This window comes from Massilia violaceinigra, from assembly GCF_002752675.1.
GTDB classification, from domain to species: domain Bacteria; phylum Pseudomonadota; class Gammaproteobacteria; order Burkholderiales; family Burkholderiaceae_D; genus Telluria_A; species Telluria_A violaceinigra.
Genome location: NZ_CP024608.1, coordinates 4,438,943 through 4,451,363, shown reverse-complemented (window position 1 = coordinate 4,451,363; position 12,421 = coordinate 4,438,943). Strand labels below are relative to the sequence as shown.

The following is a 12,421-nucleotide window of genomic DNA, read 5'->3' as shown; positions in this document are numbered from 1 at the left end:
GGTTATGCTCCTGCAGGGGTCGCACGGCCTGCAGCGGGAGTGCCTGCCACGCCTTGGGCACCGGGCGCTGGGGCACCTGCCGGGACAGCCACGGCGGGCGCGCCGGGACGCACTTTCTGCACCCCTTCGACGATCACCCGCTCGCCCGGAACCAGGCCGGCGTTGACCACCCACTGGTCGCCCACGGCCGCGCCGGTGCTCAGCACGCGCTGCTCGACCTTGTTTTCCTTGGTTAATACCAGTGCGGTCGCTTCCCCGCGCTGGTTACGCGTGACGCCGACCTGCGGCACGGTGATGGCCTTGTCATCCAGGCCGCTGTCGAGCACGGCGCGCACATACATGCCGGGCATCAGTTCACCCTTCGGGTTCGGGAACAGCGCGCGCAGGGTGACGTTGCCGGTGCCGGCATCGACGCTCACATCGGCGAACTGCAGCTTGCCGGGCGCGCTGTACTTGCTGCCGTCGGCCAGCAGCAGGCTGACCGTGGCCTGGCCGCCCTCTGCCTGTTTGAGTTTGCCGCTCTCGAAGCGGCGGCGCAGCGCCAGCAGTTCGGTGCTGGACTGGGTCACGTCGACATAAATCGGATCGAGCTGCTGCACGGTGGTCAGCGCATCGGCCTGACCGGCGGTCACGAGGGCGCCGGCGGTCACGTTCGAGCGGCTGATGTGGCCGCCGATTGGCGCGTATACATTGGTGTATTTCAGATTGATATTGGCGACGTCGAGCGCAGCCTGGGCCGATGCGACTTCGGCGCGGGCCTGGGCCGCGCTGGCGAGCGCGTCTTCGCTATCCTGCTTGCTGACGCCTTCGATGGCCAGCAATTCCTGGTAGCGCTTCGCTTTCGGCTCGGCCGCCAGCAACCTGGCCCTGGCGCTGGCCAGGGTGGCCTTGGCCGAATTGACCGAAGCGACAAAGCTGGCCGGATCGATCTGGTACAGCGCCGTGCCGGCCTTGACGGTGGAGCCCTCGACGAACAGGCGCTTGAGGATCAGGCCGCCAACCTGGGGCCGTACTTCGGCCACCTGGTAAGCGGAGGTGCGCCCGGCCAGCTCGGTAGTCACGGTCATCGGCTGGGCCGCGACCGTGTGCACCACGACTTGCGGCGGGCCGGACGGCGGTGGCGCGGGTGGCGCTTTGTTGCCGCAGGCGGCGAGCAGGACGGCGGCGCCAAGGGCCAGCAGGACGGGAGCGCCGGCGGCCGGCTTGGCGGAGCGGGGGAAGAGGTTCGATTGCATGTTGGCTTTCGTTAGTTGAACGGTTGGTGCCTGTCGCGGCAAGCCTGGGCTTGCCTTGACGGCGCCAAACAAGTGTTTCAAACAACCGTTTAATACAACTGTATCAAACAGCTGTTTAGTTGTCAACCAGAAATTGTGATTTGATAATGTGGCATTGCCGGCATTGCCGATGCCCGCCAATGGAAACGCATGGACAAGGCAGGAGCTGCTATGTACAATTCAAAAATTAGAAATTAAACACACGTTTAATTCGCAAAAACCAGGAGTGTCTTGAAGATGAAAGCTGACGACAACGATGTCCGCAACCGCATCATCACTGCGGCAACGGAGTGCTTTGCCGAGAACGGTTTCAAGGCGACGTCGGTGCGCAAGATCTGCGAACGCGCCGGTGCCAACCTGGCGATGGTCAACTATTATTTTGGAAGCAAGGACGGGCTGTACCTGGCGATCATCGACCGCGAGGGTGGCAGCGCCGAGATGGACGAACTGACCGTGCCGGCACGCGACGCGTCGGTGCCTGCCACGCTGCGCCTGGCGCATCTGATCGAACGCCTGCTGGTCGACATGATGACCAGCGGTCCGCATTCATTGATCTCGCGGCTGATCAGCTGGGAACTGGTGGAGCCAACCGCCGCCCTGCGCCATATCGTCGACACGCTGATTCAGCCGCTTCAGGAAGTGATGCAGGAACTGGTGCGCGACATCGCCCCGCCGGGCACGAGCGAGGTCGAGATCCGCAACAACCTGTTCAGCATCCTGGGGCAGATGCTGTATTACAGCCACTCGAAGCCAGTCAATGAAATGATGGCACCCGACATCGTCTACGACGAAGCCGGCATCCGCGAGATCGCGCGCCATGTGACCGCGTTTTCGCTGCGCGCACTGGGCGTGGCCGATGGGGATCAAGGAACACGTTGATGCAGGCGGCCCGCAGGCGCACACTGCGGGCCTCGCAGTTTCAGAGGCGGAGAGACGATGAATGAAGCCGAATTGAAGAGCGCCCTGCGGTACTTCATGGACACCTATGTCGGCGATGAGGACGTCAAGCAAACCGCTGCGGCCTGGCTCGATACCGACCCGGTTCCGGTGAAACCGATCCTCGCCAAAATCACGCCGCACATGCGCCGGATGAACGAGGCTGACGTCGGGTTATGGCTATCGATTATGTATTACTACATGTAGGGATCACCCCGTCCGATTGAACGAGGCCGCATTGGCTGACACAGCCAGTTGCCATGGCAAGCAAAGACGATAGAAGCATTTCAACCCAGCGTTCCGGAGCCCCCGGACGAATTGGGTGACGCAGCTTGACGACGTTCAGACATGCATTGCCCGCTATTCGTCGATCATTCCCGCTCAAGCAAGCGCCATGCTCCGCCCTTGCGTGAAACCAGCAAAGGCGTTGCTGCGCGGCGGGAGAAAGTCGCTTAGTTCAGCAGGATGGCCTTGCGGTACGGCGCCGTTGGCGGACGCGGGAACTGTACGCCGGCATACGCGTTGCGGAAGCAGCTTGCCTTGGCGTTCTCGACATCGGTCATGGTTTTGGTGACTTTGCCTTCCGCATCGAGGATCAGCACGATCGTGATCGGAAATTTCGACTTGCCGTGGCAATTGCCTTTCTGGTCGAGCTTGCGCTCGTTATTGAAGGCGATCGATTCGTTCTCGTATTGGGTGGCTTTCGCGTTCGGAAACTGGGCATTGAACTTGGCCATTTCGCCTGCGAATTCCGGATTCTTCGGCGACGGTGCTTCGACGGCATTCGGGTCGGCCTGCTTCGTCCCGGTAGTTTCGCAACCTGCCATCAGTACCGCGGCGCACAGCATTGAAATTTTGATTAAGTTTTTACGCAAGTTATTCTCCGGTGATCATAGTGGGGCCAACAGGGCTGGACCCAGCCGCATGTTGTCGAATCGCTATTGTAGCGGGAAGTAACCCTTCTTTCATTTTGATTCCCGCACGGAAACTAAACCTAGTGCGTGCCCTTTGCCCCCTGCGATGCAGCCAGCCGCGAGCGCATCGCCGCCGTCGTGTGCACCTTGCCCTGCGCATCGATCAGCATCACCTCGCCCAGGCCCATCCGCGCGGCCATCGCTTCCCAACCGGCCGGGCCGGTGATGAACAAGGGTTTCGAGTTACCGTCCGACCGCAAACCGGCATCCCCTCCCCCCGACGTGACGATCGTGACCGACGCCACCAGGTCGATCGGATAACCGCTGCGCGGGTCGATGATGTGAGGGTGACGCTTGCCATCCTTGAGAAAATAGCGTTGGTAATCGCCGCTGGTGCCCATCGCCTCGTTGTCGCGCAGGGCCACGTGCGCCACGGCGCCGGCCGCGCGCGGATCCTGGATGCCCACCCGCCACGGGCGCTCCCCTGGCTGGCCGATGGCGATCACATTGCCGCCCACGTTCACCAGCGCCGCCTTGACCCCGCCCTGGCGCAAAAGCTGCGCCGCGCGGTCGAGCGCATAGCCTTTGGCGTAGCCGCCCAGGTCGATCATCACCGCCTTGTTGGTGCTCGAAATCGTATTGCCCTGGAAGCGCAGGTCCGACATGCGCGGGCGCGCGTCGAGCCAGCGCCGGATCTCGTGCGCCGGCGGCGCCTGGGGCGCGATGTCGCTGCTCTGGAAACCCCACAGCCGGATCAAGCGCCCGATGGCCGGGTTGAACAGGTTGCCCGAGCGCTCGGCCACCACGGTCGCCGATTGCAGCAGCGCGACCATTTCAGCGTCGGCCGTGAACGGTTCGCCGCGCGCGATGGCCTCGTTGAGCGAGGTGAGCATGCTCGGCTGCCAGGAATGGTATTTGTGGTGCAGCCGGTCGAATTCGTTCAGTACGGCGCCGCTGAGCGCGTCCGCGCGTTCGGGCGAGCCGCCGTGGATGCTGATCTCGACCGCGGTGCCGAACACGTGCCCGCGGGTGCGATGGACCGTGTCGGCGCGCTGGCAGCCCGCCAGCGCCAGCAGGCACAGCGCCGCCGCGATCAGTGTTGCTTGAAATGCGTGCATGTTGTTCTCCCCTGGACAGGGCGGCAGCACCGCCCTGCTCTCGTCAGCGTCCCTTGCTGACCATGAAGTCGACCACCGACTTGATTTCCTCATCCTTGAGGGCGGCGTTGCCACCACGCGGCGGCATCAGGTTCAAGCCATTCGTGGCGTTGGCATACAGGACGTCGATGCCCTTGGCGATGCGCGGCGTCCAGGACGGCTTGTCGCCCAGTTTCGGCGCACCCATGACCGCGGCGCCGTGGCAGGACACGCAGGCGGCTGTGTAGATCTTTTCGCCGGCGGCCAGTTCGGCCGCACTCGGGGCTGGCGCCGCAGCCGCCGTGGGCGCAGGTGGTGCCACAGGTGCAGGCGCAGGCGCCGGTTCGGGGACCGGTGCGGTAGCGCTCGGGCCGGACGCTGCGGCATCGGAAGGCGGCGCCTTGTCGCCGCAGGCCGCCAGGGCCGCAACGATCAACAGGGATAGCAAGGTAGTGGTTTTCATGATGTACTTCCAGTCGTTAAAAAAAACGGACAATCAATGGCGCATGTCGCCGGCGGCGTGGCCCGTGTCGAGCATCGCCACCGTGATCTGGCTGTAGGGCAGCACCTTGCCGCCCTCGGCTTTGGCAAACGCGGCCGCCTGGGCGGCATCCGAGAAGGAGCCGAAGGTCGGCCCCATGGAACCCTGCTTCTTGCTGCCGACCACATACAGCGCATCCTTGGCGGCGATCCAGTGCCCGCTCGGCTTGTCCCAGGCCGTCTTTCCCATGTCCTGCACGAACACGCCGGCGATGCGCCGCTTGTGCTCGGGTGCGAGCATCACCGTGAACAATTCCATGAGGTCGCAGTAATAGTCGGCCTTGCCTTCGGCATACTGGATCTGCGCCTTGGGGCCGGGGAAGTCGAGCAGCACCATGCCGTCGAGCGCGCAGGCGGTGTCACTGCCCGGCTCGTGGGCGGCCACGGTCAGGGCGTGCTCGCTGCAGGCGGCCAGCAAGCCGGCGGCGGCGAGCGCCGCCAGCAGGCGGTTTATCTTGAAGGACATTTGAAACTCCAGTTGGCAAGTAAGAAGGGAATGACGACCCACGCGGCCATGATGGCCAGCAGGACCGCCGGATCGGTCAGGCCGCCGGGCATCACGGTGGCGAGGCCGTACATGCTTTGCGCCTGCTCCGAGCTGAAGATGTTGAGCAGCCGGAACACATCGGCGGGGTTGAGCATGAGCAGTGCCGCGAAAGTGTTGCTGCCCAGGCGGCCCTGGCTCAGCACCAGCGCTCCCATCAGCAGCAGGTCGAAAATCAGCACGAAAAAGAACCACAGGCCGATTGCCACCCCGCTGGCGCGCACGCGGTCGAGCGCCAGCACCGATACCAGCATCGAGATGCTCAGGAATGCCATGCCCATCAAAATGGCGCTGCCGACAAAGCCGGCGTAGTGGTAGCCGTCGCGCACCGTCAGCTCGGCCGCCAGCGGCAGCAGGCCGGCCCCGAAACCGAGCACGGTGGAACTGGCCAGGGCGGCGGCCAGGCCGCAATACTTGCCCAGCAAAATCTCGAAGCGGGTGATCGGCATCGACAGCATCAGTTCGAGCGAGCCGCGTTCGCGCTCGCCGACGATGGCGTCGTAGCCGAGAATGAGCGCGATCAGCGGCACCAGGTAGATCACCAGGCTGACCAGGCTGGCCACCGTCACATCGATGCTGCGAAAGCCGACCTCGCCCTGCTGCGACGCGCCAAAATAGGCAATCGCCAGCGCAAACAGGGCGAAAATGACAGCCACCGCCACCACCCAGCGGTTGCGGATGCGGTCGCGGAATTCCTTGGCGGCGATCACGCGCACCTGGCCCCACTCAATCCGCGCTTGCATGGTGGCCTCCATAGCCAAGGAACAGGTCTTCCAGCGAGGGTTCGCGGATCGTCACATCGACCAGCATCGTGGCCAGCGCGGCCAGCACCGGCGCCTTTTGCGCGGCCGCGCAGGCGATGCCGGCCTGGTCGCCATCGAGCTTGAGCGTCAGGCCCGGCAGATGCGCCAGCGCCGCTTCCACGCCGGCCCCGCAGCCGGGCCGCATCAGCACCTCGATATGCGACGGCAGCACCTGACGCGAGCGCAACTCGGCCAGGGTGCCGAGCGCGGCTACCTTGCCCGCATCGAGCATGACGAGGCGGTCGACTCGGTCCTGGATTTCGGCCAGGATGTGCGAAGTAATCACGATGGTGGCGCCGCGCCCCTGCGCTTCGCGCAGGATGCCGTAGAAAGCGGCAATGCCTTCCGGATCGAGCCCGTTGGTCGGCTCGTCGAGAAAGATCAGCGTTGGGTCGCCCAGCAGCACTTGCGCGAACCCGAGGCGCTGGCGCATCCCTTTCGAGTAAGTATGCAGGCGGCGCGTGGCGGCATCGGCCAGGCCGACCCGGCGCAGCACGCGCCCGCATTCGGCGCGCGCCACCTGCTTGAGGTCGGCGAACAGATGCAGCACTTCCAGGCCGGAGAGGTTGTCGTAGCTCACAAAACTTTCCGGCAGATAGCCGATGCGGCGCCGCACCTGGCGGAACTGCGCGCTGGAAGTGGCCACGCCGCCGACGCGCACGGCCCCGGCGCTGGCCGGCAGCAGGCCGAGCATCAGCTTGAACAGGGTGCTCTTGCCGGCGCCGTTATGCCCGATCAGGCCGAACATCTCGCCCTGCCCGATGTTGAGGGACACATTGCGGATCGCCTCGACCGCGCCGAAGGATTTGCTCACCGCGTCAAGTTCAATGGACATGTTTGTCATTCCAGCGATGCCAGTCAGAATTGTTGGGCCGCATGCGCGGATGCCGGTCGACCACGCTGGGCGCGCGCAGAACCGGGAACTGGCGCGCCACGAAACGCAAGGTGCTCACCGACGGGCTGGTCAGCAGCAGCTTGACCAGCGGGTATTGCCAGTTGAGGCGGTCGATCAGGTCGCTCGCTTCGTAGGCCACATCGCCGGCGCCATCGCCGCCCTGGTCCCAGCCGTTGTAGCCGCTCCAGTAATTGCCGCGCGTGCGGCCCCATGCGACATCGCGCGAAGCGACGAACTTGACGGCTTCCTCGTTGCCGATGAAGTCGTTGCCGTCCACCTCATTGTTCGAGGACCCGGCCGACAGGTGCACGCCGGTGCGGTTATTGATGACCACGTTGTTGCGCAGCACGTTGTACTCGGCGTCGTAAATGAAGAAGCCGCGCCCGTTGGCCGCCACCACATTGTTTTCGATCACCGAATCCTGGATGGTGCGCAGCATGATGCCGTGATCCTCGTTACCCCAGGCCACGTTGTTGCGCACCACCAGGTTGCGCACTTCCATCAGCGCCAGCCCGCCACGGTTCTGGTAGGACTCGTTGTTTTCCCAGGTGCTGTGGTTGGTGTTCATGTAGTGGGTGCCATAGCGCAGGTGGTGGATTTTGTTGCCGCGAAACAGGGCGTGGCGCGAGAGGTCCACGTAAATGCCATCGCGCGCATAGCTGATGTTGTTGTCGATGACTTCCACGTGGGCGCTGTTGAAGACCTGGATGCCGTTGCCGCGCGCGGCCGATTGCAGATCGCGCTTGCCGGTGATGGTGTTGCCGGTCAGGGTGGAATGGTCCGATTTATCCAGGAATACGCCGAACAGGGAGTAGCTGACCACGCAGTTGCGCAGCACGAAACGGTCGGACCCGGGGACCACGTACACACCCGCATTCTGGCGGTCGAGGTCGGCGCCGCTGTCGCTGATGATGAGGCCGTCGATGGTCACATCGCTGCTGCTTACCCGGATCACGTCGCCGCTGTTCTGGCCGCTGATGGTCGGGCGTTCCTGGCCGCGCAACGTGAGCGGTTTGTCGATCAGCAGCCGTTCGTTGTAATGGCCGCGCGCGACCAGCACCGTGTCGCCCGCGCTTGCGGCGCGCACGGCGGCACCGATCGATTCTCCCGCGCGCACGTGCAGCACGGCGGCGCTCGCTGCGCCGGCGTACAGAGCCAGCATCAGGGCAAGGCTGGCGGCGCGGGCAGTCACGGCTTTTCCCCGGCCGACGAAGCCGCCTTGGCCTTGAGCGCATCGCGTACCGAATCGAGGGCGATGAAGTAGCCGCCGGCATCGATGGGCGTGAGCGCCTGGCCATGCTTTTCGCGCAGCTTGCGTTCCTTGACCAGCGGCGGACAGGCATGGTCGTCGTAATAAAGAATCATGCAGTCGAGGCACAGCATGCATTCCATCTGGTCGATGCGGCCGGCGCTGTCGATCGCATGCGAGCCGCACCCGGCGGCGCAGGCATGGCAGGTCTGGCACTCGGCCTTGCGCTTGAGCCCGAACAAGCGGAACTTGCCGGGAATCGCCAGTCCGGCGCCCAACGGGCACAGGTATTTGCAATACGGCCGCTCGCTCAGGAACGACCAGCCCAGGATGGCGCCGATAAAGACCCAGAACGGCCACGTACGGTTCCATACGCCGACGATGAAGGTGGTTTTGAACGGTTCGACCTCGGCCAGCTGCTCCGCCGTTTCCATGGAATAGAACGACACTGCCAGCAGAACGGCGAAGATGACGTACTTGAGCCACCTGAGCTTGTCGTGCAGCGGCTTGGGCAGCAGTTTCTGGAAGCGTCCCAGCCCGACCGCCTTGCCGATGCTGAGCGCCAGCTGCTGCAGTGATCCGAACGGACACAGCCAGCCGCAAAAGACGCCCCTGCCCCACACCAGCACGCTGACGATGATGAACCACCAGAACAGGAAAATGAACGGATCGGACAGGAACAGTTCCCACTTCCACTGGTGCAGCAGTGAATGGAACCACGTCAGCACCTGGGTGATGCTGGGCTGGGCCTTGAGGTAAAAACCGAGGAATACCACGCTGACCAGCCACAGCACATGGCGCGGGCGCTCGATCCAGGGCTTGTGCTTGCGTTTGGATGCGCGCACCAGCCGGTCGCGCTGCGAATACATGACGGCCGTAAAGGCTAGCACCAGCAGGAACAGTGCAATCTGGACGATCTTGCCCTTCCAGATGGCGCGCCAGCTCGCCTCGGGCTGGACGATGTGCGGGCGCCCGCCCTCCAGGTAGCGCGCCGGCAGCCAGTAAGGTGCGTTGAAGTGGACAAAGGTCTTGGCGCCGCTCTGCGCATCGGCCTTGTTGGCGAGGAAAGTGAGCTGCCACGGCCAGGCGGGGTTGAAATTGGCCGAGCGCACGATGAACACGGCCGACTCGGTAAACGCCGGCGCGCCCGGCGCATGCAGGCCGTACAGATTCAGGTAATCGGTATCGCGGAAGGTGAAGCTTTGCGGGTCCTGGCGCACCTGGACGCGGTCGTAGATGCCGCCGCGCACAAAGCCGGAACCCTTGAACGACGCCTCGCCGTTGGCGATGATGAAAATGGCTTGCTCGTCCGGTTTGAGGTCAGCCATCAGGCGCCGGTATACCGGCTCGCCCAACAGGCTGATGCCGACCGTGGGTACGTTCAGGTGGCCGAAATACAGTTCGATGTAGGTGGCGTCGCCGGCCAGGCCCACATCCTTGCGCTGCAGCTGGAAGCGCGCCACGCTGCCTTCATCCAACAGTTGCTGCCAGCTCAGGCGCTCGTTGAGGGCCGTGTAGCGTGGCGCCGGACGCACCTCGGTCTTGAAGATGCCGACCTGGCGTCCGATGTCGTAGGCGCTGCGCGAAATGACCTGGTTTTCGGCAATCACCGTGACCGTAGCGCCGCTGATGGCGTCCAGCCCGACAGTGCCGCTAGCCTCGTCGCCATGGCCGATTTCCAGCTTGGCATCGCCGGACTTGCCGATGTACTGGTCGATAAATTTGAGCAGGGTCGATTCGTCGATCCCCGCCAGCAGAATAGGTTCGGAGTGCTTCAGGACGCGCACCCCGGTAATGATGCCACGCGTATCCATGCCGATCAGGGTGATGATGGGCTTGCCCGAATACGCGGGAATGTCGACCACGTCGGTCGACAGGAACACATAGCCGACCACGCGCTCAGCCTTGTCCGGCCCCACGGCGATGGCCTCGACATAGCTCGGCCGGCCCTTACGCAGGGAAAACTTATGCGCCTGCGGCATGACATCGCGGCAAGGCGCCCCGGCGCACAGGTCGGGGCCATGCAGCAGTTGCTGGGACAGCTCGGCCGAGTAGACCGATGCGCGCGCCGGGCCCGCCGCCAGCAACAGCAGCAAGGCGAACAGGCGCAGGAGGACATTCACGGCGCGCATCGCTGACAAGGCTTACGCTTCGACCAGCAGGCGGCTGCGCATTTCCAGATGCAGTGCGTGGCAGAAGTGGGTGCAATAAATCCAGTATGCACCGGCACGGTCCGCCTTGAAGGTCACCGATTTGGTTTCCTGCGGGTTGACGATAAAGTTGATGTTATGCGTCGGAATTGCGCAACCGTGCGTCAAATCTTCCACTTTGTCGTAGTTGGTCAGCGTCAGCGTGACCTCGTCGCCCACCTTGACTTTAATCACCGGCATGCTAAAGGACGGCGCCTGCGACATCATGCGTACCTGCACCTTGTTGCCTTTGCGCTCGATGCCGGCGGTTTCGGGCGTGACCGCGTTCGGGAAGTCGGCCATGTTGTGAATCTGGCGCGTATTGACCACGTCGCGGCGCACGATGATGCCGTCGTGCGGTTCCGGATAGGCGGTATGGTCGGCCATCAGGCTCATCTTGGCGCCGCTGATGTCGATCAGCTGCTCGGTTTCGCAGTGCAGCGGGCCGACCGGCAGGAAACGGTCTTTCGAGAACTTGTTACCCGAGTTGAAATACTTGCCGTCCGCTTCCTTGGTTTCACCCATCGATGCGTAGCCGTGGCCCGGCTGGTAATGCACGTCGATGCGGTCGAGCACCACCTTGGCCGCCTTGTCTCCCTTGAACTGGGCAATCGACGCATCCACGTTCCATTTCACGACCTGACTGTCGAGGAACAGCGAGGTAAAGGCATTGCCCTTGCCGTCGAACGCGGTGTGCAACGGACCCAGCCCCAGTTCCGGTTCGGCCACCACGCAATCGCGCGGCTGCTTGACTTCGCCGCCGAACCAGCCGAGGACCTTGGTCAGTTCGATCACGGTCGCGGTCGGCGACAGCTTGCCGGCGCAAACGAAATATTTTCCGTCCGGGCTGGCGTTGACGCCGTGCGGGTTCTTACCGACCGGCACGTAGCAGGTCAGCGCGGTGGCGGGATCGGCGTTGGCGGCCTTGCGACCGTCGACCACCGGCACCTTGGAGCCGCCGATGGTGGTCGACTTGCCATCCTTGACGGCTTGCTCGATGCGGGCCACGTTGAAGAACACGCAGGCGTCGCGCTCGGCCGACATCATGCCGGCCAGGTCGGCGCCGCCTTCGGTGTTGTACTGGGTGGCGGCGGCCAGCTTGCCGTCGTAGGACGACGCAACCAGCTCCATGTTGCCGTCGATGCGGCACTGCCAGCGCACTTCCATGCTGGCCGCGTCGACGCAGGTAAACAGACAGCCCCACTTGGTCGGATCGTCCAGGTCGCGCCCGTCGTTGGGCAGCGGCGTATGGAATTCGGTGCCGCAGAATACGCGCGTGGTGTAATTGATGGCGGCGTCGACCGGGTCGCGCTTGTCCGGGAAAATGCCGTGGAAGCCCATCACGTTCGGCAGGCTGGTGATCTTGTCGCACTCCATCGTATCCATGCGGATGCGGGCCAGGCGCGAATGGATCTTGTCGTTGACGAACAGCCAGCGGCTGTCGTACGTGCCGTCCTTGTAGCTGCCGTGCACGTGGTGGGTGTCGCCCGTGGTGTACTGCAGGCTGCCATCGGGCTTGGTGCCCATGATCGCCTTCGATTCGTTGGTGATGCCCCAGCCGACCATGCAATCGGTATTGAACACGGGGATGCGCTTCAAGGTACGGCCCGACGGCAGGCCGAGCACGCGCACTTCGCCGCCGTGGCCGGCGCTGATGAAGGCGTAATAGGCATCGAGCTGGCCGGGTTTGATGTGCTCGCCGGTGTCGGCGGCTTTGGCGGGCACGGCCGCCTTGCCTGGCGCGGCCTCTTCCTTGCATCCTGTCAGACCGATGGTGGCGCCTGCGGTGGCCAGGCCGGCCAGGGCGCTCTTGCCGAGAAAATCGCGGCGGCTGCCGGCAATGGCGGGACTGGACGTTGCTGGACTGTTCTTCTTCATGATTTCACTCTCCGGTTCTGGGCAAGGGGGAACGCTCCCCCTGGTTCAATCGCTCGTTCGCAT

General features: G+C 63.9%; 12 protein-coding genes. 2 read left to right on the top strand and 10 right to left on the bottom strand.

What is annotated here, in order from left to right:
• Positions 1–2: 2 nt before the first annotated feature.
• Entirely contained in the window at positions 3–1,235 is a 1,233-nt protein-coding gene (locus CR152_RS19650) for an efflux RND transporter periplasmic adaptor subunit (RefSeq protein WP_099877430.1), read from the bottom strand.
• Between the two features lie 276 nt (positions 1,236–1,511).
• Between CR152_RS19650 and CR152_RS19645 the strand changes: the two genes are divergently transcribed.
• Positions 1,512–2,153, top strand: a complete 642-nt coding sequence (locus CR152_RS19645; RefSeq protein WP_099877427.1) for a CerR family C-terminal domain-containing protein — start codon at positions 1,512–1,514, stop codon at positions 2,151–2,153.
• Between the two features lie 57 nt (positions 2,154–2,210).
• Complete coding sequence (locus CR152_RS19640) at positions 2,211–2,417, top strand: hypothetical protein (RefSeq protein ID WP_099877423.1); 207 nt, start codon at positions 2,211–2,213, stop codon at positions 2,415–2,417.
• A 245-nt stretch (positions 2,418–2,662) separates the two neighbouring features.
• On the opposite strand, the gene CR152_RS19635 is transcribed toward CR152_RS19640, so the two are convergent.
• The 9 genes from CR152_RS19635 to nosZ form a co-directional block, all read right to left on the bottom strand.
• Positions 2,663–3,085 (bottom strand): hypothetical protein, encoded by a 423-nt coding sequence (locus CR152_RS19635; RefSeq protein ID WP_099877421.1) that lies wholly within the window; start codon positions 3,083–3,085, stop codon positions 2,663–2,665.
• Positions 3,086–3,204: 119 nt separating this feature from the next.
• The gene (locus tag CR152_RS19630) at positions 3,205–4,242 is read right to left on the bottom strand and encodes an FAD:protein FMN transferase (protein ID WP_099877418.1); all 1,038 of its coding nucleotides are present in this window, start codon (positions 4,240–4,242) and stop codon (positions 3,205–3,207) included.
• Positions 4,243–4,285: 43 nt separating this feature from the next.
• A complete protein-coding gene (locus CR152_RS19625; RefSeq protein WP_099882528.1) occupies positions 4,286–4,723 on the bottom strand; it encodes a c-type cytochrome in 438 nt (145 codons plus the stop codon).
• A gap of 33 nt (positions 4,724–4,756) precedes the next feature.
• Entirely contained in the window at positions 4,757–5,266 is a 510-nt protein-coding gene (locus CR152_RS19620) for a nitrous oxide reductase accessory protein NosL (RefSeq protein WP_099877415.1), read from the bottom strand.
• Positions 5,251–6,087 carry an ABC transporter permease gene (locus tag CR152_RS19615; protein ID WP_229413461.1) on the bottom strand — a complete coding sequence of 279 codons (837 nt, stop codon included), beginning with the start codon at positions 6,085–6,087 and terminating at the stop codon, positions 5,251–5,253. Before CR152_RS19615 ends, CR152_RS19620 begins: the two co-directional genes overlap by 16 nt.
• Positions 6,071–6,982: an ABC transporter ATP-binding protein gene (locus tag CR152_RS19610; RefSeq protein WP_208640154.1), complete on the bottom strand. Its 912-nt coding sequence runs from the start codon at positions 6,980–6,982 to the stop codon at positions 6,071–6,073. The genes CR152_RS19615 and CR152_RS19610 overlap by 17 nt, the downstream gene beginning before the upstream one ends.
• Complete coding sequence (locus CR152_RS19605; protein WP_099882524.1) at positions 6,972–8,204, bottom strand: nitrous oxide reductase family maturation protein NosD; 1,233 nt, start codon at positions 8,202–8,204, stop codon at positions 6,972–6,974. The genes CR152_RS19610 and CR152_RS19605 overlap by 11 nt, the downstream gene beginning before the upstream one ends.
• Positions 8,205–8,230: 26 nt before the next feature.
• Positions 8,231–10,423, bottom strand: a complete 2,193-nt coding sequence (locus CR152_RS19600) for a 4Fe-4S binding protein (RefSeq protein WP_099882523.1) — start codon at positions 10,421–10,423, stop codon at positions 8,231–8,233.
• Between the two features lie 12 nt (positions 10,424–10,435).
• A complete protein-coding gene (gene nosZ / locus CR152_RS19595) occupies positions 10,436–12,358 on the bottom strand; it encodes a TAT-dependent nitrous-oxide reductase (protein WP_099877409.1) in 1,923 nt (640 codons plus the stop codon).
• Positions 12,359–12,421: the final 63 nt, after the last annotated feature.

Coding starts and splice junctions, on each gene's coding strand:
- CR152_RS19650 (WP_099877430.1), bottom strand. CDS start 1,235: ATGCAATCGAACCTCTTCCCCCGCTCCGCCAAGCCGGCCGCCGGCGCT.
- CR152_RS19645 (WP_099877427.1), top strand. CDS start 1,512: ATGAAAGCTGACGACAACGATGTCCGCAACCGCATCATCACTGCGGCA.
- CR152_RS19640 (WP_099877423.1), top strand. CDS start 2,211: ATGAATGAAGCCGAATTGAAGAGCGCCCTGCGGTACTTCATGGACACC.
- CR152_RS19630 (WP_099877418.1), bottom strand. CDS start 4,242: ATGCACGCATTTCAAGCAACACTGATCGCGGCGGCGCTGTGCCTGCTG.
- CR152_RS19625 (WP_099882528.1), bottom strand. CDS start 4,723: ATGAAAACCACTACCTTGCTATCCCTGTTGATCGTTGCGGCCCTGGCG.
- CR152_RS19620 (WP_099877415.1), bottom strand. CDS start 5,266: ATGTCCTTCAAGATAAACCGCCTGCTGGCGGCGCTCGCCGCCGCCGGC.
- CR152_RS19615 (WP_229413461.1), bottom strand. CDS start 6,087: ATGCAAGCGCGGATTGAGTGGGGCCAGGTGCGCGTGATCGCCGCCAAG.
- CR152_RS19610 (WP_208640154.1), bottom strand. CDS start 6,982: ATGTCCATTGAACTTGACGCGGTGAGCAAATCCTTCGGCGCGGTCGAG.
- CR152_RS19605 (WP_099882524.1), bottom strand. CDS start 8,204: ATGCTGGCTCTGTACGCCGGCGCAGCGAGCGCCGCCGTGCTGCACGTG.
- CR152_RS19600 (WP_099882523.1), bottom strand. CDS start 10,423: ATGCGCGCCGTGAATGTCCTCCTGCGCCTGTTCGCCTTGCTGCTGTTG.
- nosZ (WP_099877409.1), bottom strand. CDS start 12,358: ATGAAGAAGAACAGTCCAGCAACGTCCAGTCCCGCCATTGCCGGCAGC.